At 75.9% G+C, this 21,917-nt stretch carries 2 protein-coding genes; both read right to left on the bottom strand.

Going from position 1 to position 21,917, the window contains the following annotated elements:
• Positions 1-5: 5 nt before the first annotated feature.
• Positions 6-15,458, bottom strand: a complete 15,453-nt coding sequence (locus AB0K17_RS13945) for an amino acid adenylation domain-containing protein (protein WP_365983094.1) — start codon at positions 15,456-15,458, stop codon at positions 6-8.
• On the bottom strand, positions 15,458-21,724 hold the full coding sequence (locus tag AB0K17_RS13940) for an amino acid adenylation domain-containing protein (protein WP_365964385.1): 6,267 nt from the start codon (positions 21,722-21,724) through the stop codon (positions 15,458-15,460). Before AB0K17_RS13940 ends, AB0K17_RS13945 begins: the two co-directional genes overlap by 1 nt.
• Positions 21,725-21,917 lie beyond the last annotated feature (193 nt).

The following is a 21,917-nucleotide window of genomic DNA, read 5'->3' as shown; positions in this document are numbered from 1 at the left end:
TTCCATCAGCTCAGGTCACTTTCGAATTCGTCGATCTCGTCCTGCGAGAGCTCCAGCAGGGAGACGTCGGAGGGGGTCAGGCCGCCGGCACCGGGGCGGTCGGCGTACTCGGCCAGCAGTTCCAGGGCGCGGAACCACAGGTCGGCCAGGCTCTGCACCTCGGCCTGCGCGAACAGCGCACCGGGCCAGGACCAGATGGCCACGAGGCGGACCCCGTCGGGGCGGTCCTGCGCCACCGCGCTCAGGCCGAGCGCGTGGGCCAGGGGCCGTGCGTCGTCGCCGCCGCTGCCGAGGGTCTCGGTGGCCTCCGGCGGCGCCGCCCAGTCCTCGGCGCGGGCGGCCGAGGCGTCCACCGCGGCGAACCGGCCCAGGTAGTTGAAGCCGATCTGCGGCGCGGGGCGGCCGGCCAGCTCGGCCGCGGTGTCCGGGTTGAGGTGGCGCAGCAGGCCGTAGCCGATGCCCTTGTCCGGGATGGCCCGCAGCTGCTCCTTGACGCGCTTGAGCGCGGTGCCGAGGGCCGGGCCGCCGGACCACAGCTCCTCCTGCGCCAGGTCGCCGGGGTCGGCGGCGACCGGGTAGACGCTGGTGAACCAGCCGACCGTACGGGAGAGGTCGACGCCGTCGGCGATCTCCTCGCGGCCGTGGCCCTCCAGCCCGATGAGCACCGCTCCCCCGCCGGGCCCGCCGCGTTCGCCGCGCCAGCGGCCGACGGCCAGGGCGAGCGCCGTCAGCAGCACCTCGTCGACGGTGGCGTTGAACAGGGCGGGCACCCGGCCCAGCAGGGGCGCCGTCACCGCGTCGGGCAGCGTCAGGGTCAGCTGCCGGGCGGTGGCCACCACGTCCACGGCGGGGTCGAGCGGCCGCTGCCCGAGCACCGGGTCGGCGGTGCCCTGCACCGTGCGCCACAGCTCCAGCTCGGCGGTGCGGGCGGGCGCGGAGGCCTGTTCGGTCAGCAGCTGCGACCAGCGGCGGAAGGAGGTGCCGACGGGCTCGAGCGCGGGCTCGCGGCCGGCGGCGACGGCCTCCCAGGCCGCCTTGAGGTCCTCCTGCAGCACCCGCCAGGAGACCGCGTCCACGGCCAGGTGGTGCACCAGGACCAGCAGCCGGCCGGGGCGGGCGGTGCCGGCGTCGAACCAGACGGCACGCACCATCGCCCCGTCCTCGGGGGCGAGTTCGCCCTGGAAGCGGCGCTGGGCGGCGGCGACCTCGTCGATCAGCGCCTCCTGCGGCACACCGGTGATGTCGGTGCGGGCGAGCAGCCCGGCCGCCTCGACGGAGCCGCGGGGGGCGACCTCCAGGCGCCGGCCCCCGGGGCCGGTGACGACCCGCGAGCGCAGCATGTCGTGGTGGTCGAGGACCGCCTGCAGGGTGGCGGCCAGCCTCTGCTCGTCGCAGTCGGCCGGCACCTGCAGCAGGGCGGCCTGGTGCACGGCGTCGGTGGGGCCGCCCTGCTCGTACAGGTCGTGCATGACGGGTGTCGGGGCGAGGTCGCCGACACCGTCGTCGCCGGCCCCGCCGGCCGGTGCGGTGCTCTCCTCGCGGGCGATCCTGGCCAGGGCACGGACGGTCTTGTGCTTGAAGACGTCCCGCAGGCTGATGACCAGGCCCGCCTTGCGGGCGCGGCCCGCCAGCTGGATGGAGACGATGCTGTCGCCGCCGAGTTCGAAGAAGTCGGCGTCGGGGCTGACGTCCTCGGCACCGAGCAGTTCGGCGAAGAGCGCGGCGAGGACGGCCTCCTTGGCGGCGGCGGACGCGGCCGGCCGGGCCGGCGCTTCGCTCGCCGGTACGACTGCGGTCGGCTCGCCGCTCTCGGCCCGGGCGCGGACGCCGGCCCACCAGGCGGTCAGCGGGTCCTCGCCGGCCGGGGCCGCGGGGCGCGCGGGCTCGGCGGCGAGGTCCTCCAGCACCTCGCGCAGGGCGTCGGCGACGGCCTCGGCCTCCTCCTTGGTCAGCAGGTCGGGGCGGTAGCCCAGCCGGCAGTGCAGCTGGTCGCCGGCCAGTCCGGCGTCGAGGGTGAGCGGGTAGTGGGTGGCGTCGTTCATCTCCAGGTCGACCGCCCGTACCTGCTCCTCGCCGCCGAAGCCGGCGCCGTCGGCGGGGATGTTCTGGAAGACCAGCAGGGTGTCGAAGAGTTCGCCCTTGCCGGCGATGCGCTGCAGGTCGACCAGCCGGATGTGCTGGTGGGCGGTGAGGTCCACCTGCTGCTCCCACAGGCGGGGCAGCACGTCCGCGGCACTCTCGCCGGGGCGGCGGCCGACGCGGACGGGGACGGTGTTGATGAACAGGCCCACCATCCGCTCGATGCCGGGCACCTGCGGGGGCCGGCCGGAGACCGTCGCGCCGAAGACCACGTCGTCGCGGCCGGTGAGCCGGGCCAGCAGCAGGCCCCAGGCGGCCTGCACCACGGTGTTCATCGTGGTGCCGTGCCGCCCGGCGAGGGCGGTGAGCCCGGCGACCAGGTCGCCGCCGAAGGTGACGGAGACCTTCTCGGTGGCCACGGCCGACCGGTCGGGGTCGGCGGGTGCGACGAGGGTGGGCCGGGTGGTGTCGTCGAGCACCGCGCGCCAGGCCCGCTCGGAGGCGGCCGCGTCCTGCCGGCCGAGCCAGGCGAGGTAGCCGCTGTAGGGGCGGACCTCGGGCAGGCCGGCGGTGTCACCGCCGGTGGCGTACAGCCGCATCAGCTCGTCCAGCAGGATCGGCGTGGACCAGCCGTCCAGCAGCAGGTGGTGCAGCGTCAGCACCAGCCGGGCCCGGCCGCCGCCGAGGCGCAGCAGGGCGCAGCGCAGCAGGGGCGGGCGGGTGGTGTCGAAGCGCTCGGTGCGGGCCTCGCGCATCACGCGCTGGACCTCGGCGGTGCGCTCCGCCTCGCCCAGGGCGGACAGGTCGGTCTCGCTCCAGGGCAGTTCCACGTCCGCCGGGACGAACTGGACGGGTCGGGTCAGTCCTTCGTGGGCGAAGCCGGCCCGCAGGTTGGCGTGGCGCCGCAGCAGGGCACCGACGGCCGCGCGCAGGACGTCCGTGCTCGGGTCGCCTTCGAGGTCCAGGCCGAACTGGACGGTGTAGACGTCCGCTCCGCGCTGGTCGTAGAGGGAGTGGAAGAGCAGGCCCTCCTGCAGCGGTGCGAGCGGGAGCACGTCGGCCAGGGCGCGGCCGTCGCGCTCCAGCAGGTCGATGTCGCGCTGTTCGAGGTCGACGAGCGGGAAGTCCGAGGGCGTGCGGCCGGCGGTGGCGGACTCGTCGGCGGCGAGGGCCGTGAGCGCCTCGCGCCACAGACCGGCCAGTTCCTCGACGTCCCCTTCCGTGAGCAGCTCCGCGGGCCAGGTCCAGCGGGCCGCGAGGCGCGGGCCGCCGGGGTGCTCGTCGACGCGGACGTCGACGTCCAGGGCGTGGCCGAGCGGCATGGCCGGGTCCTCGGACGCCGTCTCGCGCACGGCAGCGGTGGCGTCGAGGGGCACCGAGCCGTCGGCGAGCACCGGCGCGCAGCCGCCCCGGTGGGCGAGGCGCACCTGCGGCGCGGGGAGCGGGGCGAGCAGGGGAACGGTCTGCGGGTTGAGGTGGCGCAGCAGTCCGTGGCCCAGGCCGTGGCCGGGGACGGCGGCGAGCTGCTCCTTGACCTGCTTGACCAGAGCGGCCGGGCCGGCCTGCTCCGGCTGCCCGGCGTCACCGATGCGGACGGGGTACGGGGCACCGATGCGGCCCACGGTGCGGGCCGCGTCGCCGGGCGCGAGGGTGCGGTCGTCCGCGTCGAGGGCGACCAGGAGGGCGCTGCCGCCGGGGCGGCCGTGCCCGGCGCGCCACCGGCCGACAGCAGTGGCCAGGGCGCCCAGCAGGACCTCGCGGACGCCGGTGCCGAAGCGCTCGGGGACGGCGCCCAGCAGGGCGCGGGTCTCCTTCTCCGTCAGGGCGACGTCGAGGTGGCGGGCGGTGGCCGCGGTGTCCCGGCGCGGGTCGAGGGGACGGTCGGTCAGGGGCGCGGTGTCCGCGCCGAGGACCTCGGTCCACGGCTCGAGTTCGTCGATCAGGCCGGGGTCGGCGGCCGCGGCGGCCGTGGCCTCGGCCCAGGCCCGGTAGGTGGTGGCCACGGGCGGCAGCTGGGGCGTGCGGCCGGCGGCCAGGGCCCCGTGGGCGGTGCGCAGGTCCTCGGTGAGGATCCGCCAGGAGGCGGTGTCGGCGGCGAGGTGGTGCACCGCGAGCACCAGGCGGTGTTCCTGCGTCGCGCCGCCGTCGAGCCAGACCGCGTGCAAGGCGGCGCCCTGCTCGGGGTCGACGGCGTCGCGGGCGGCGGCCTCCTGCTCGGCGAGCAGGGCGGCCCGGGCGGCGGCGTCCGTGCCCTCGGCGGTGACGCGGGTGACGAGGGCCTCGGCGCGGACCTCGGCGCGCGGGCGGACCTCCAGGTTCCACACGAGGTTGCCGGCGCGGCGGTGCAGGCGCAGCCGCAGCGCGTCGTGGTGGTCGAGCAGGGCCTGGACGGTCCCGGTGACCAGCTCGTGCGTGGTGCCCGCGGGCAGGGCGAGGACGGCGGTGGCCACCGAGCGGCCGACGGGGCCGCCACGTTCGCGCAGGGCGTGCGCGGCCGGGCCGAGCGGGACCTCGCCGGTGCCGGTGTCGTCCGCGGGCGGCTCGGAGGCGGGCTCCAGGCCGGTGGCCGCCGCGGCCAGTTCCTCGATCGTGCGGTGGCGCAGCACGTCGGCGGCCGTGAACTCCAGCCCCGCCTCCAGGGCCCGGCTCACCAGCTGGATGGAGACGATGCTGTCGCCGCCCAGGTCGAAGAAGCCGTCGTCGATGGTGACGGTGGCGATGCCGAGCAGGTCGCCGATGAGCTCGCACAGCAGCTCTTCCTTGGCGTCGCGCGGGGCGCGCCCGGCCGGGCGGGTGGCGAGGTCGGGGTCGGGCAGGGCCCGGCGGTCGACCTTGCCGTTGGCGCTCAGCGGCAGTTCGGCGAGCGTGGTGTAGGCGGCGGGGACCATGTACTCGGGCAGCTGCCGCGCCAGGTGCTCGCGCAGCGACTGCGTGGCGGGCGCGGTGCCGGGTGCCGGGACGACGTAGGCGGCGAGCAGGTCGCGGCCGGTGGCGTCGCGGTGGACCTTGACGGCGGTGTGCGCGACCTCGGGGTGGCCGGCGAGGACGGCCTCGATCTCGCCCAGTTCGATGCGGAAGCCGCGGATCTTGACCTGGTCGTCGGCGCGGCCGGCGAACTCCAGCTCGCCGTCGGCGTTCCAGCGCACCAGGTCGCCGGTGCGGTACAGCCGGCCGCCGGCGGGGCCGAACGGGTCGGCGACGAACCGCTCGGCGGTCAGGCCGGGACGCCCGAGGTAGCCGCGGGCCAGGCCGTCGCCGGCGAGGTAGAGCTCGCCGGTGACGCCGGCCGGGACCGGGCGCAGGAAGGCGTCGAGCACGTAGGCCCGGGTGTTCCACAGCGGCGTGCCGATGGGCGGGTGCACCGCTCCCGTCTGCGGCCGGCTCATGGTGGCGGCGACGGTGGCCTCGCTGGGCCCGTAGGCGTTGATCAGCCGGCGGCCCTGCGACCAGTACGCGACCTGGTCGGGCGGGCAGGCCTCGCCGCCGACGGCGAGGGTGCGCAGGGTGGGCATCCCGGTGCGCGGCAGGGTGGCCAGGACACCGGCGGTCACCTGCAGGTGGGTGATGCCGTGCTCGGTGACCAGCGCGGCCAGTTCCTCGCCGGCCGGGGACTGGTGGCCCTGCGGCAGGACGAGCGTGGCGCCGGTGAGCAGGGCGGTGGCCAGGTCGGCGACGGAGACGTCGAAGCTGGGCGAGACGGCCTGCAGGATGCGGCTGTCGGCGTCGACGGCGAACCGCTCGGCGTGCGTTCCGGCCAGGCTCGCGATGCCGCGGTGCGTGACGAGGACGCCCTTGGGGCGGCCGGTGGAGCCGGAGGTGTAGATGACGTACGCCGGGTGGTCCAGGTGCAGCGGGCGGGTGCGGTCCGCGTCGGCCGGGTCGGTGGCGGGCAGGGCGGCGAGCGCCTCGCGCACCTCGGGCGCGTCGACGGCGGCAACCGGTGCGGTGCCGTCCGCGGCAATGCCGTCGGCTGCCTGACTCAGGACGAGGGCCGGGTGGGCGTCGCCGGTGATGTGAGCGATGCGCTCGGCCGGGTAGCCCGGGTCGACCGGAACGTAGGCGGCGCCGGCCTTGAGGACGCCGAGGGTGAGGGCGAGCCACTCCGGCGAGCGCGGCACGGCCACGGCCACGCGGTCCTCCGGCCCGATGCCGCGGCCGATGAACCAGTGCGCCCACCGGTTGGCCCGGGCGTTGAGCTCGGCGTACGTCAGCTGCTCGGTGCCGGCCAGCACGGCCGGGTGGCCGGGCGCGGCGGCCGCGCGCTCCTCGAACAGGGCCGGGAAGGTCGCGGCCGGCACCTCGCGGGCGGTGTCGTTCGCCTCGTCCAGCAGCCGGTGCCGCTCGGCCGGCGAGAGCAGGTCGATGCGGCTGACGGGCAGCTGCGGGTCGGTGGCGACCGCGTCGAGCAGGGCGGCGTAGCGGGCGGCCAGCGAGTGGGCGGTGTCCTCGTCGAACAGGTCGGTGCGGTAGCTGAGCAGGCCGCGCAGCCCGGCGGGCCGGCCGTCCTCGCCGAGGGTCTCGGACAGTTCCAGGCCGAGGTCGGTCTTGGCGGAGGTCAGGGCGATGTCGGCGGGCTCGGCCGCCAGGCCCGGCAGCTCCAGGCGCGCCGCGGCGTTGTTCTGGAAGGCCAGGAAGACCTGGAACAGCGGGGTGTGCGCGGTGGAGCGCACCGGGGCGAGCGCGTCGACCAGCCGCTCGAACGGCAGGTCCTGGTGGGCGTACGCGGCCAGGTCGGCGGCGCGGACCCGGCCCAGGAGCTCGGTGAAGGCGGGGTCGCCGGAGACGTCGGTGCGCAGCACGAGGGTGTTGACGAAGAAGCCGACGAGCTCCTCCAGCGCCTCGTCGTCGCGGCCGGCCACGGCCGTGCCGACGGGGATGTCGCTGCCGCAGCCGAGCCGGGTGAGCAGGGCGGCCAGGGCCGCCTGGGCGACCATGAACAGGCTCACCTGGTGGGTGCGGGCCAGCTCCGCGAGGCGGGCGTGCAGGGCGGCGTCGAGGGTGAACTCGACGGTGGCGCCCTCGAAGGAGGCCTCGGCCGGCCGCGGCCGGTCGGTGGGCAGCTCCAGCTCGGCCGGTGCGCCCTGGAGGGTCTCGCGCCAGAAGGCCAGTTGCCGTGCCGCGAGGCTGCCGGGGTCGCCCTCGTCGCCGAGCAGTTCCTGCTGCCACAGGGTGTAGTCCGCGTACTGCACGGGCAGCGGCGCGAAGGCCGGGGCTCGTCCGGCGTGCCGGGCGGCGTAGGCGGTGGACAGGTCCCGGGCGAGGGGTGCGTTGGACCAGCCGTCGGAGGCGATGTGGTGGACGGTGAGCAGCAGGACGTGCTCGGTGGTGGAGACGGTGAACAGCACGGCCCGCAGCGGAAGGTCGCAGGCCAGGTCGAAGCCGCGGGCGGCCTCCTCGCGCAGCGCCTCGCCGAGCTCCTGCGGGCCGGTGCGCACGGTCTGCAGCGGCACGCGGGCGTCCGCCGGGGCGAGGATCTCCTGGCGCGGGACGCCCCGGGTGTCGGGGAAGACGGTGCGCAGGCTCTCGTGCCGGGCGACGACGTCGCCGACGGCCGCTTCCAGGGCGCCGGTGTCGACGGTGCCGGTCAGGCGGACGGCGATGGGGATGTTGTACGCGGCGGAGGGGCCCTCCAGCCGGCCGAGGAACCACAGGCGGCGCTGGGCGAAGGACAGCGGGATCTCCTCGGGCCGCTGCCCGGCGACGAGCTGCGGGCGGTCGCTGCCGGACCCGCCGCCGAGGCGGGCGGCGAGCCGGGCGGGCGTGGGCGCCTCGAAGACGGCGCGCACGTCGACCTCGGCGCCGAAGGCCGAGCGGACCCGGCTCAGCAGCCGTACGGCGGAGAGGGAGTTGCCGCCGAGGGCGAAGAAGTCGTCGTCCACGCCCGTCTCCGGCAGGTCGAGGACCTGCGCGAACAGGGCGCACAGGATCTCCTCCTGCGGGGTGCGCGGGGCACGGGCGGCGGGACCGGCCGTGAACTCCGGCTCGGGCAGCGCCGCGCGGTCGAGCTTGCCGTTGACGGTCAGCGGCAGCGCGGGCAGCACCACGACGGCGTCGGGCACCAGGTACTCGGGCAGGGTCAGCGCGAGCCGCTCGCGCAGCGCCGCACCGTCGAGCGGGGTGTCCTCGGCGGGCACGGCGTAGGCGAGCAGGCGGGCGCCGCCGTCGCCGCCGTCGCGCACGACGACGGCCTGGGCGGCGACGCCGGGCAGCGCGGCGACGGCCGCGGAGACCTCGCCGAGCTCGACGCGGTGGCCGCGGATCTTGACCTGGTCGTCGGCGCGGCCGGCGAAGACGAGGTTGCCGTCGGGCAGCCGGCGGGCCAGGTCGCCGGTGCGGTACATCCGGGCGCCGGCCGGTCCGTGCGGGTCGGCGGTGAAGCGCTCGGCGGTCAGGCCGGGGCGGCCGAGGTAGCCGCGGGCCAGGCAGGCGCCGGCGAGGTAGAGCTCGCCGGTCACGCCGTCCGGCACCGGGCGCAGCGCCGCGTCCAGGACGTACGCCCGGACGTTGCCCTGCGGCCGGCCGATGGGCACGGCGCCGGCGGGCAGGGGCGCGCCGGGCTCGATGCGGTACTCGGTGGCGTTCACGGTGGCCTCGGTGGGGCCGTAGACGTTCCAGACGGTGGCGTCCGGGTGCCGCTCGCGCCAGGGCGCGAGGGCCTCGCCGAGCAGGGCCTCGCCGCCGAGGAGGAGTTCGCCGGCGGGCGAGTACGCCTCGGGCAGGGCGCCCAGCAGCGGCAGGTGGCTGGGGGTGGCCTTCATGAAGGTGACGGGGGCCGCGGCCAGGCGGCCGGTGAGCTGCGCGTCCTCCTCCAGGGCGGCGATCAGCACGGTGCCGCCGACGGTGAGCGGGGTGAACAGCGCGGTGACGGTGAGGTCGAAGGAGACCGGCGAGTGCAGCAGCGCACGGCCGGCCGCGCCGGGGTAGACCAGGGAGGTCCAGCCCAGGTAGTCGACGACGGAGCGGTGCTCGACCACCACGCCCTTGGGCCGGCCGGTGGAGCCGGAGGTGTAGATGACGTACGCCGGGTGGGCGGGGGTCAGGGGCGCGGTGCGCTCGGCGTCGGTGAGGGCGGCGGCCGGCTGGGCCGACAGCTCCTCCTCGTCCGGCACGAGCTGTGCGATGCCGCTCTGCGGCAGGGCGCCGGCGGCCTCGGGGGTGGTCACCACCAGGCGGGGGCGGGCGTCGGCGAGCAGGTAGGCGATGCGCTCGGCCGGGTAGGCCGGGTCCACCGGCAGGTAGGCGGCGCCGGACTTCAGGACGGCGAGGAGGGTGACGACGAGCTCGGCCGAGCGGGGCATGGCCACGGCCACCAGCTGCTCGGGGCCTGCTCCGCGGGCGATGAGGAGGCGGGCGAGGCGGTTGGCGCGGGCGTCGAGCTCGGCGTAGGTGAGCTCGACTCCGGCCGCGTCGGCCAGGGCGATCGCGTCGGGGGTGCGCCGGGCCTGGGCCTCGATCAGCTCGGGCACCACGGCCGTGGAGGCCGGTACGGCGACGCCGCTCGCGGCGGCCGTGATGCGCGTGCTCTCCTGCTCGTCCAGCAGGGCGAGCCGGCCGACGGGGGTGTGCGGGGCGGTGACGAACGTCTCCAGCACGCTGCGCAGCTGCCGGGTCAGGGAGCCGACGAGCGACTCCTGCAGCAGGTCGGCGCGGTAGTACCAGTTGAGGACGGTGTGCTGCTCGTCCTGCATCACCACCATGCCCAGCGGGTAGTGGTTGTCGCCCTTGGTGTCGACCTCGGACAGGGCCAGGCCGTGGGCCTCCTGCCGGTCGTCGGTGGGGAAGTTCTCGAAGACGACGGCGGTGTCGAAGAGGGTGGGCAGGGCGGCGGTGCGCTGGATGTCGGCCAGGCCCAGGTAGTGGTGGGCGAGCAGGTCCACGCGCCGTTCCTGGACGCGGGAGAGCGTGTGCAGGAGGGAGGCGGCGGGGTCGACCTGCACGCGTACCGGAACGGTGTTGCTGAACAGACCGACCATCGACTCCACGCCGGGCAGCTCGGCCGGGCGGCCGGAGACGGTCTCGCCGAAGAGCACGTCGTCGCGGCCGGTCAGGCCGGCCAGCACGATGCCCCAGGCGCCCTGGACGACGGCGTTGACGGTCAGTCCGTGGCTGCGGGCGGCCGCGGTCAGGGCGGTGTGCAGCGAGGCGGGCAGCTCGTCGGCGATGCGGCCGGGCAGCGCCGCGGGGTGGGCGGCGGCGCCGGGGGCGACGAGGGTGGGCTCCTCGACGCCGGCCAGGGCGGTGCGCCAGGCCTCCTCGGCGGCGGTGCGGTCCTGGGCGGCGAGCCAGGCGAGGTAGTCCTTGTACGGGGCGATCGGCGGCAGCGCGGAGGCGTCGCCGCGCCGCCCGTACAGCTCGAAGAGCTCACCGGCGAGGACCGGCGCCGACCAGCCGTCGAGCAGCAGGTGGTGGGCGGCGAACAGCAGCCGGTGGGTGTCGGGTGCGAGCTTGATGAGGGTGAAGCGCAGCAGGGGCGGGCGGGTGGGGTCGAAGCGGTGGGCGCGCTCGGCGACGAGCAGCCGGTCGAGTTCGGCGCGCTGCTCGTCCTCGCCGAGGTGGGACAGGTCCTGCTCGGCCCAGGGCAGTTCGGCCGCGGCCGGGATCAGCTGGACGGGCGTGCCGTCGGCGGTGCGGTGGAAGCAGGCGCGCAGGCTGGCGTGCCGCTCCAGCAGGGCGGCGACGGCGGCGCGCAGGGCCGCGGTGTCCAGCTCGCCGCGCACGTCGAGGGCGAGGCGGGTGATGTAGACGTCCTCGGCCTGCTGGTCGTACTCGGTGTGGAAGAGCAGGCCCTCCTGCAGCGGGGAGAGCGGCCAGATGTCGCTCAGGTGCGGCTGTGCCTTCTCCAGGCGGCCGATCTCCTCCTGGGTGAGGTCGACCAGCGGCAGGTCGGAGGGGACCAGGCCGCCGGCGGTGGGCTCGGCGGCGGCCTCGACGAGGGTGCGCAGCACCGCGAACCACGCCTCGGCCAGCTGCCGCACGTCGTCCTCGGTGAGCAGCTCGCCGGGCCAGGTCCAGGTGGCGGCCAGGCGCGGGCCGTCGGCGTGGGTCTCGGTGACGGCGTTGGCGGTCAGGGCGTACGGCAGCGGGGTGGCCTCGTCGGCGCCGCCGCCCAGGCCGCTCTCCCCCGCCCCGCCGTCGCCGCCGATGCGGCCGAGGTAGTTGAAGCCGATCTGCGGCTCGGGGTACTTGGCGAGCTGCACGGCGGTACGCGGGTTGAGGTAGCGCAGCAGGCCGAAGCCGATGCCGTTGTCGGGGATGGCCCGCAGCTGCTCCTTGACGGCCTTCAGGGCGCCGACGAGGGCCTCGGGGGTGCCGGCCGCGGCGGCCGCACCCGGGTCGAGGCGGACGGGGTAGAGGCTGGTGAACCAGCCGACGGTGCGCGAGAGGTCGGCGCCGTCGAGGATGTCCTCGCGCCCGTGGCCCTCCAGGCCGACGAGCACGGCGGAGCCCTCGCCCAGGCCGCGGTCGCGGCGCCAGCCGGCGACGGCGACGGCGAGCGCGGTGAGCAGCACGTCGTTGATCTGCGCGGTGAACGCGGCCGGGACGCGGCCGAGCAGCGGCTCGGTGATCTCGGCGGGCAGGTGCACGGTGAGGTGGGCCGCACCGGCGAGGGTGTCGCGCTGCGGGTCGAGCGGGCGGTCGGTCAGCAGCGGGTCGTCGGTGCCCAGGATCTCGCGCCACAGGGGCAGTTCGCGCAGGCGGGCGCTCTCGCCGGCGGCCGCGGTCAGGTGCTGGGCCCAGCGGCGGAAGGAGGTGCCGACGGGCTCGGGGGTGAAGGCGGTGCCCTGGGCGGCGGCCTGAAGGGCGGCGGAGACCTCGGGCAGCAGGATGCGCCAGGAGACGCCGTCGACGGACAGGTGGTGGACGACCAGCAGCAGCCGGCCGGGGGCGGAGGCCCCGGCGTCCAGCCAGACGGCCTGGACCATGCGGCCGGCCTCGGCGTCGAGCCGCTGCTGGGCGGCGGCGAACTCCCGCTCGCCGGCCGCGCGCAGGGCGTCCTCGTCCAGGCCGGCGACGTCGGCGCGGTGCAGGCACGCGGCGGCGGGGACGGTGCCGGGCGCGGTGATCTCCAGCGTCCACTCGCCGATGTCCTCGATGCGGGTGAGCTTCAGCCGCAGCGCGTCGTGGTGGTCGAGGAGGGTCTGCAGGACGGCGGTGACGCGCCCGGTGTCCAGGCCCGCGGGCACCGGCAGCGACATGGCCTGGCTGAAGCGGGGGTCCGGGCCGCTGTGTTCGCTGAACCAGTGGACGATCGGGGTCAGGGGCACCGCGCCGACGCCGTCGGAGGGGGCGCGGCGGCGCGCCGGGGCGGTGGCCTCGGTGGCGACGGCGGCGAGCGCCTCGACGGTCTTGTGGGTGAACACGTCGCGGGGCGTGAAGCGCAGGCCCGCCTTGCGGGCGCGGCTGATGAGCTGGATGGAGCCGATGCTGTCGCCGCCGAGCTCGAAGAAGCTCTGGTCGGCGGCGACCTTCTCCAGGCCGAGGACCTCGGCGAAGAGCGTGGCGAGCAGCTCCTCGCGCTCGCCCTCGGGGGCACGGCCGGCGGCCGCGGCGAACTGCGGGGCGGGCAGGGCCTTGCGGTCCAGCTTGCCGTTGACGGTCAGCGGCAGCGCGTCGAGGGTGACGACGAGGGCGGGGACCATGTACTCGGGCAGGACGGCCGCGACGTGCTCGCGCAGGGCGTCGGCGTCCAGCGGCCCGGTGGCGGGCACGGCGTACGCGACGAGCTGCTTGACGCCCGGCTGGGCCTCGTGGGCGACGACGGCGGCCGCCGCGACGGCCTCGTGGCGGGCGAGCACGTTCTCGATCTCGCCGAGCTCGATGCGGAAGCCTCGGATCTTGACCTGGTCGTCGGCGCGGCCGACGAACTCCAACTGGCCGTCCTCGCGCAGCCGCACCAGGTCGCCGGTGCGGTACATCCGCTCCCCCGGCGCGCCGAACGGGTCGGCGACGAAGCGCTCGGAGGTCAGGGCGGGCCGGCCGAGGTAGCCGCGGGCCAGGCCGGCCCCGGCGACGTACAGCTCGCCTGCCGTTCCCTGCGGCACCAGGCGCAGGGCGCCGTCGAGGACGTAGGCGCGCGTGTCGTGCACGGGGGCGCCGATCGGCGGGTTCTGGCCGGTGGCCTCCAGCGGCGTGCTGATGGAGACGGCGACGGTCGACTCGGTGGGGCCGTAGGCGTTGACCATGCGGCGGCCGGGGGCCCAGCGGGCGACGAGCTCCGGCGAGGTGGCGTCGCCGCCGACGATCAGGCAGGCGAAGTGGGGCAGTTCGGCGGCGGGCACGCTGGCGAGCGCGGCCGGCGGGATCAGCGCGTGGGTGACGGCGCGGGTGGCGAGGACGTCGGCGAGCGGCTCGCCGGCCAGCGGCCCGGGCTCCGGTACGACGAGGGTGGCGCCGCTGGTCAGGGCGAGGCACAGCTCCAGGACGGAGGCGTCGAAGCTGGGCGAGGAGAACTGCAGGACGCGGCTGCCCTCGTCCGCGGCGAAGCGCTCGCGCTCGGTGGCGGCGAACGCGGCGAGGCCGGCGTGGGTGACGACGACGCCCTTGGGCACGCCGGTGGAGCCGGAGGTGTAGATGACGTACGCGGGCGAGGCGAGGGACACCGGCCCTGCGGGGACCGGCAGACCGGCGGCGCCGGCCGGCTCGTCGAGCCGGATCGCCCGGGTGCCCTCGGGCACCGCACCGGCGTACGCGGAGGTGGTCAGGGCCGCGGCCGGACGGGCGTCGCCGAACATGAACGCGATGCGCTCGGCCGGGTAGTCGGGGTCGACGGGCAGGTAGGCGGCACCGGCCTTCATCACGGCGAGGGAGGCGACGACCGACTCGACCGAGCGGCCGAGCACGAGGGCCACCGTCTGCTCGGGGCCCACGCCCAGGGCGGCCAGGCGGGCGGCCAGCTCGTCGGTGCGGGCGGCCAGTTCGGCGTAGGTCAGCGAGGTGCCGGCCGCCTCGACGGCGACCGCGTCGGGGGTACGGGCGACCTGGGCGGCGAACAGCTGGGGGAAGGTGGCGGGGGTGACGGCCGGGCCTGCGTCCCGGGCGGCGACCAGACGCTCGCGCTCGCCCTCGGTGAGCAGGTTCAGGCCGGCGACCGTGCGGGCGGGGTCCTCGGTGAGGGTGTGCAGCAGTCGCACCAGGCGGTCGCCGACGACCTCCACCTGCTCGCGGTCGAAGAGGTCGGGGCGGTAGTTCAGCAGCAGCCGCAGCCGTCCCTCGTGGACGTGGGAGACCAGGCACAGCGGGTAGTGGTTGGCGTCCAGGACGTCGAAGCCGTCGATGGTCAGCCCGCCGGCGAGGTCGCGCAGGTCCTGCAGGTCGAAGGGGAAGTTCTCGAACGCCACGTAGGTGTCGAAGAGTTCGGGGTGGCCGGAGAGCCGGTGGATGTCGCGCATGCCCGTGAACTGGTGGGCGGACATCTCCAGGTGCTCGGCCTGCAGCCGGGCCAGGACGTCGCGCAGCGAGTCGCCGTTGTGCAGGCGCACCCGCACCGGGAGGGTGTTGATGAGCATGCCGACCATGCGCTCGACGCCGGGGGCCTCCGGCGGCCGGCCGGAGACGACGGTGCCGAAGACGACGTCGTCGCGGCCGGTGAGGACCGACAGCAGCAGCGCCCAGGAGCCGTGCACGGCGCTGGAGAACGTCAGGTCGCTGGAGCGCAGCCGGGCCGAGAGCGCCTCGGTCTCCGCCACCGACAGCTCCACGGCCAGCTGCTGGGGGTGGACGACGGCGCGGCCGGGGTCGGAGGGCACCAGGCGGGTGGGCGCGTCGATGCCGGCGAGGGCCTGGCGCCAGGCGTTCTCGGCGGCCTTGTGGTCCTGCCGGGCGAGGTGGGCCAGGTGCTGGCGGAAGGGGGTGACCGGCGGCAGGACGGAGGCGTCGCCGCCGGCCGCGTAGGTCTCGAAGAGCTCACCGAGCAGGACGGAGGTGGACCAGCCGTCGAGCAGGATGTGGTGGAAGGTGCACAGCAGGCGCCAGGAGTCGTCGGCGAGCCGCAGCAGGCGGTAGCGCATCAGCGGCGGGCGGGCGAGGTCGAAGGGGTGGGCCTTCTCCTCGGCCTGGATGCGGGCCGCCTCGGCCTCGCGCCCGGCGGCGTCGAGGGCGCGCAGGTCGTCCTCCTGCCAGGGCAGGTCGGCCTGCCGGGCGACGACCTGGACGGGCCGGCTCTGCTTGGGGTGCAGGAAGCCCACCCGCAGGTTGGCGTGGCGGTCCAGCAGTGCCTGGGCGGTGGTGCGCAGCGTCGGTGCGTCGAGGCCACCGCCGAGGTCGAGCACGACCTGCACGGTGTAGACGTCGTCGCCGGTCTCGTCGTACAGCGCGTGGAAGAGCAGTCCCTCCTGGAGCGGGGACAGCGGAAGGATGTCCTCGGGACCCGGCTTCGTCATTACAGCGTCCTCCACTCGGCTTCGAGGCCGTCGATCTCGTCTTGGGAAAGCTCCACCAGCGCCAGGTCCGACGGACTCCAGCCGCCGGCATCGGGCCGGTCGGCGTGGTCGGTCAGGGCGCGCAGGGCGCGGAAGAAGGTGTCCGCCAGTTCGCGGACGGCGGGTTCGGGCAGCAGCCGGCCGGGCCAGGTCCAGGTGGCCACCAGGCGCGGTCCGTCGGGGTGGTCGTGGACGACCGCGTTGATCTCCAGCAGGTGGGACAGGGGCAGGTCGGCGCCCTCGGCGAGGACCTCGTCGGTCTCGGGGGCCGGGCCCCAGTCGCCGCCGGGGGCCGGGCTGCGGCCCAGGTAGTTGAAGAGCACGTCGGCGGTGGCCAGGGCGGCCAGGCGCGGTGCGGCCTGCGGGTCGAGGTGGCGCAGCACCCCGTGGCCGAGGCCGGCGTCGGGCGCGGCCCGCAGCTGTTCCTTCACGGCGCGCAGGGCCCGGCCGGCCTCGGGGCCGGCGGCCCAGACGTCGTCCCGGTCGGTGACGCCGGTGGCCAGGCGTGCGGGGTGGATGGTGGTGAACCAGCCGACGGTACGGCTGAGGTCGAGGCCGTCGGCGATGTCCTGCCGGCCGTGGCCCTCGACGTCCACCAGGAGGCCGTCGCCGCCGTCCTGGCCGCGGCGTGTCCGCCAGTGCTCGACGGCCAGGGTCAGGGCGGTCAGCAGCACTTCGTGGACGCCGGCGTTCAGGGCGCCGGGGGCGGTGTGCAGCAGGGGCCCGGTGACCTCGGGCGGCAGGGTGTGGGTCAGGTGCCGGGCGGCGAAGGCGGTGTCGAGCTGCGCGTCCAGCGTGCGGTCGGTCAGCTGCGGGGCGGGCAGGCGCAGGACGTCGGCCCACAGCTCGCTCTCGTCCGCGCGCCTGCCCACCTGCTCGGTGAGCAGCTGCGCCCAGCGGCGCAGCGGGGTGCCGACGGGGGCGAGCTGCGGCGTCTTGCCCTCGGCCGCCGCCTCCCACGCGGCCCGCAGGTCGGGCAGCAGGACGGTCCAGGAGACGCCGTCGACGACCAGGTGGTGGACGGCCAGCAGCAGGCGCCCGGGGGCCTCTGCCGCGTCGAACCACACGAGTTGGGCCATCACCCCGGCGTCCGGGGCGAGCCGGCCCCAGGCGGCGCGGGCCTCGCGGGCGATCAGGGCGCGCAGGGTGGTGGCGTCGAGGCCGGCGGCGTCCACGCGGCGGACGAGCCCGGCGGCGGCCACGCTGCCCGGGGCGGTGATCTCGTACGTCCAGCGCTCGCCGCCGCGGTCGCGGCGGGTGCGCAGGGCGTCGTGGGTGTCGAGCAGGGCCTGCAGGGCGGTGGCCAGGTGCTCCTCGCCCAGGGCGGGGGGCACCTGGATCAGGGCCGACTGGTGGAAGGCGTCGGCGTCGCCGCCGCGCTCCTCCAGCCAGCGCATGACGGGCGTGGCGGGCAGCGGGCCGGTGCCGGCCTCCTGCGCGGCCTGTGCGGAGGGCGTGGCCTCGGCGACCGCCGCGGCGAGGGCGGCGACCGTCTTGAGCTCGAAGACCTCCTTCGGGGTCAGCTGCAGGCCCAGCCGGCGGGCGCGGGCGACGAGCTGGATGGAGACGATGCTGTCGCCGCCCAGTTCGAAGAAGCTGTCGTCGACGCCGATCTCCTCGCGCCCGAGGACGTCGGCGAACAGGCCGGCCAGGGTCTCCTCCAGTGCGGTGCGCGGCGCCGCGTCCTGCTGGACCGCGCCCTCGAACTGCGGGGCGGGCAGGGCCTTGCGGTCGAGCTTGCCGTTGGGGGTGAGCGGCAGGTCGTCCAGGACGACGACGGCGGCCGGCACCATGTGGGCGGGCAGCGGGCCCGCGGCGTGGGCGAGGACGTCGGCGGCGTCGAGGGCGGCGCCCTCGGCGGGCACCACGTAGCCGACGAGCTGCTTGTGGCCGGGGGTGTCCTCGCGCACGGTGGCGGCGGCGCGCGAGACGCCGGGGTGGCGGGCGAGGACGGCCTCGACCTCGCCGAGTTCGATGCGGAAGCCGTGCAGCTTGATCTGGTCGTCGGTGCGGCCGAGGTACTCCAGCTCGCCGTCGGCGCGCCAGCGCCCCACGTCGCCGGTGCGGTACATGCGGGCGCCGGGCGGGCCGTAGGGGTCGGCGACGAACCGCTCGGCGGTCAGGGCGGGCCGGCCCAGATAGCCGCGGGCCAGCTGGCCGCCGCCGATGTAGATCTCGCCCGCCACGCCCGGCGGCAGCGGCCCCAGGGCCGCGTCCAGGACATGGATGGTGGAGTTCCACATGGGCCGGCCGATGGGCACGGGACCGCCGGGGACGTCCTCGTCGGGGCCGATGCGGTACTCCACGCAGCCGACGGTGGCCTCGGTCGGGCCGTACTCGTTGACGACCGTGATCCCGGGACGCACCCGGCGCAGCTCGTCGACGACCTCGCCCAGCAGCATCTCGCCGCCGACGACGAGTTCGCCGGTGGGGGCGAACTCCTCGGGCAGCACGCCCAGCAGGGCCAGGTGGGAGGGGGTGGCCTTGAGGAAGGACGGGCGCGGTGCGCCGGTGCCGGGGCCCTCCAGGGCGGTGACGCGCACCAGGCCACCGGTGATCAGCGGGGCGTACAGGGCGGTGACGGTCAGGTCGAAGGAGACCGGCGAGTGCAGCAGGGCGCTGCCGGCCACCGAGGGGTAGCGCTCGCGGGCGTACTGGAGGTAGACGGCCACCGACCGGTGGGTCACCACGACGCCCTTGGGGCGGCCGGTGGAGCCGGAGGTGTAGATGACGTACGCCGGGTGGTCGAGGTCGAGCGCCCGGGTGCGGTCGGCGTCGCGCACGTCGTGGGCGGGCGTGGCGTGCTCGGCGGTCACGTCGAGGACGGGCAGGCCGGCGGGGACGGCGTCGCGGGTGGCGGGCGCGGCCACGACGAGGGCGGGGGCGGAGTCGGTGAGCATGTAGGCGACGCGCTCGGCCGGGTAGTCGGGGTCGACCGGGACGTAGGCGGCACCGGACTTCAGGACCGCGAGCAGCGCCACGACCAGGTCGGCCGAGCGGGGCAGCAGCACCGCGACGCGCTCCTCGGGACCGGCGCCGGCGGCGATCAGCGCGTGCGCGAGCCGGTTGGCGCGGGCGTTGAGCTCGGCGTACGTCCAGGTGTGCGCGCCCTCGGCGAGGGCGGGGGCGCCGGGGGTGCGGGCGGCCTGCGCCTCGAAGAGGGCGGGCAGCGGCGCCTCGGGCTCCACCACGGGGGCCAGGTTGAACTCGCGGGTGACCTGGTGGCGTTCGCCGGAGGTCAGCACGTCGATGTCGGCGACGCGGGTGGCGCTGTCGGCGGTGAAGGCCTCCAGCACCCGCACCAGGCGGCCGCTCATCGCCTCGATGGTGGCCCGGTCGAACAGGTCGGTGCTGTACTCCAGGCGCCCGCCGATGCCGGCCGGGGCCTCGTGGCCGGCGGACCGCTCGTCGAGGCCGAACAGCAGGTCGATCTTGGTGACGCCGGGGTCGACCTGCTGGGGGGTGGCGGCCAGGCCCGGCAGCTCCAGCGTGGACTCGGCCGGGGTCTGGACGTCCATCATGACCTGGAAGAGCGGGTTGCGGGCCAGGGAGCGCTCGGGGTTGAGCGCCTCGACGAGCCGCTCGAAGGGCACGTCCTGGTGGGCGTGCGCGGCCAGCGCCATCTCGCGGGAGCGGTCGATCAGTTCGGCGACGGTGGGGTTGCCGGAGACGTCGTTGCGGTAGACGACGGTGTTGACGAAGCAGCCGACGAGGTCGTCCAGGCGGGTGTCGCCGCGGCCGGCGACGGCGCTGCCCAGCGGGATGTCGGTGCCGGCGCCGAGCTTGCTCAGCAGGACGGCCACCGCGCTCTGCAGCACCATGAACAGGCTCGCGCCGCGGGCGCGGGCGAGGTCGGCGAGGCGGCCGTGCAGGGCCGGCGGGATCTCGAAGCGGACGATGTCGCCGCGCTGGCTGGGCACGCCCGGCCGGGGCCGGTCCAGCGGCAGGTCGAGCTCCTCGGGCAGGCCGGCGAGGGTGCGCGTCCAGTGCGCGAGCTGCCGGCCCAGGGGGCTGTCGGGGTCGCTGTCGTCGCCGAGGACCTCGTGCTGCCACAGCGTGTAGTCGGCGTACTGCACGGGCAGCGGCGCGAACTGCGGCGCCTCGCCGGCCGTACGGGCGGTGTAGGCGCGGCCCAGGTCGCGGGCGAGGGGGGCCAGTGACAGCCCGTCGGCGACGATGTGGTGCAGCACGACGAGCAGGACGTGGTCCTCCGGGCCGAGGACCAGCAGCCGGGGGCGTACGGCGAGGCCGGCGGTGAGGTCGAAGCCCTCGGCGACGACCGCGGCGACGGTGGCGTCGAGGTCGGCGGGGTCGGTGGCCTGCTCCTGCAGCGCGACCTGACGGGCGGCGTCCTGCGGGGAGAGGATCTCCTGCCGGGGGCGGCCGTCGGTCTCGGGGAAGAAGGTGCGCAGCGACTCGTGCCGGGTGAGGACGTCCTCGACGGCGCGGGCGAGCGCGGTGCGGTCCAGGCGGCCCGTCAGGCGCAGGGCCAGGCCCATGTTGTAGGCGCCGGAGGGGCCCTGGAGGCGGTTGACCAGCCACAGCCGCTGCTGGGTGAGGGAGAGCGGCAGTTGGGCCGGGCGGGGCAGCGGCGCGAGCGGCAGCCGGCTGGTGCCGGAGCCGTCCAGGAGGGCGAGCAGGCCGGCGGGGGTGGGCGACTCGAAGACGGTGCGGATGGACAGCTCGGCGCCGAACTCCTCGCGGATGCGGCCGAGCAGGCGGATGGCGGTCAGGGAGTGGCCGCCCAGCTCGAAGAAGTTGTCGTCCATGCCGACGCGGTCGGCCTTGAGCACCTCGGCCAGCAGGGCGCACAGGGCCTGTTCGCGCGGGGTTCCGGGGGCGCGGTAGGCGGCGCGCGCGGCCGTCGTGGTCTCCTGCGCGGGCTGTGCGGCCGGCGGCGTCCACTGCGCGGGGACGGCCAGCGGGACGCTCTCCAGGGCCGCGCCCGGCTCGCTGGCCGCGAGGGCCGCGAGGAAGCCGGTGAGCGCCTCGCCATGGGCGGCGACGGTCTCGGGGGTGTAGAGGTCGGCGTTGGCATGGAAGTCGATCAGGAAGCCGTCGCCGGGGGCGCGGTTGTCGACGATCAGGGAGAGGTCCTCCTCCGGGCCGACCGAGAAGCCGCGGACGGTGGCCGGGTGGCCGGCGAAGTCCAGCGGCTCGCCGTACATGATCAGGTTGACCTCGGGGCCCCACAGCCGCTTGCGGTCGCCGACCAGTCCGAGGTCGCGGTGGATGTCCTCGTAGCGGTAGCGCTGGTGGCGCAGGGCGCCGTGCAGTTCGTCGCTGACCGCGCGCAGGAAGTCCGCGACGGTGTCCTGCGGGTGGAGGCGCACGCGCACGGGCAGGGCGTTGGAGACCATGCCGGGGGTGCTGCGGGCCGCCGCGCCGCTGCGGGCGGCGGCCGCAAGTCCCAGGACGATGTCGTCGGCGCCGGTCAGGCGGTGCAGGTAGCCGGCGATGCCGGCGACGACGACGGCCGGCCAGCTGACGCGCACCTCGCGGGCGAGGTCGCGCAGGGCCTCGGCGACGGCGCCGTCGACCTCGCCGGCCTGCCGAACGTGGTCGGTGGGCACGCGCTCCGGGCGGGGGGCCAGGCTCACCGGCTCGCCGGCGCCTGCCAGGCGCCCGGTCCAGAACTGCCCGTCGGCGGCGAACTGTTCCGAGGCGCGGTAGGCGGCGTCCTGCTCGATCAGTTCGCGCAGGGTGCCGAAGGTGCCGGGCAGGGCGGTGCGCCCGGTGGCCAGGGCGGTGTAGAGGGCGGCGACCCGGCCGGCGATCAGCGACCAGCTGTAGCCGTCGACGAGGGCGTGGTGCACCTTGCTGAACCAGGTCCAGCGGTCGCGGGCGAGCTTGATCAGCGCGAAGGTGAACAGCGGTCCGGCCGTCAGGTCGACCGGCGCCGTGACCCGCTCCCGCATCCACTCCTCGGCCGCGGCCGCGGGGTCGGGGCGGTCGCTGACGTCCAGGCTGTGCAACTGCCAGTCCAGCTCGGGCAGTACGGTCTGCACCGGTCCGTCGGGACCGTCGTGGAACCGCACGCGCAGTGCGTCGGTCTCGTCGACCGTCCGGCGCAGGGCGGCGCCGAAGGCCGCCGCATCGACCTCACCCGCGATCTCCACGCATTCGGCGATGGAGTACATCGGGTTTTCCGGGTTCACCTGCTGGGCCAGCCACATTCCGTACTGAGCGGCCGTCAGTGGCAATTGGAGTCCATTCCGATCGGCCATGTGCCATTCACTCCGATTGATGAGACGCATCGACGACCCGGCCCACGCTACGGATCAAGTCGGAGTGCTCCACGAGCTCATGGAAAACTTCGATCCGTCGCCGGTCCGCCATCGAAGAATTCGCATCGACCTGTACAGGAACGAAAAACGCGCGTGCCCCGCCGGGAAGGCGGGGCACGCGCCGGGATGCGTC

Origin of the sequence: Streptomyces sp. NPDC049585 (assembly GCF_040675615.1) — a bacterium.
Taxonomy (GTDB): domain Bacteria; phylum Actinomycetota; class Actinomycetes; order Streptomycetales; family Streptomycetaceae; genus Streptomyces; species Streptomyces luteosporeus.
This window is presented reverse-complemented; position numbering and strand designations above follow the sequence as displayed.

What these genes read in the sequence shown, in the direction of transcription:
- AB0K17_RS13945 (WP_365983094.1), bottom strand. Translation starts at nt 15,458, where the DNA reads ATGACGAAGCCGGGTCCCGAGGACATCCTTCCGCTGTCCCCGCTCCAG.
- AB0K17_RS13940 (WP_365964385.1), bottom strand. Translation starts at nt 21,724, where the DNA reads ATGGCCGATCGGAATGGACTCCAATTGCCACTGACGGCCGCTCAGTAC.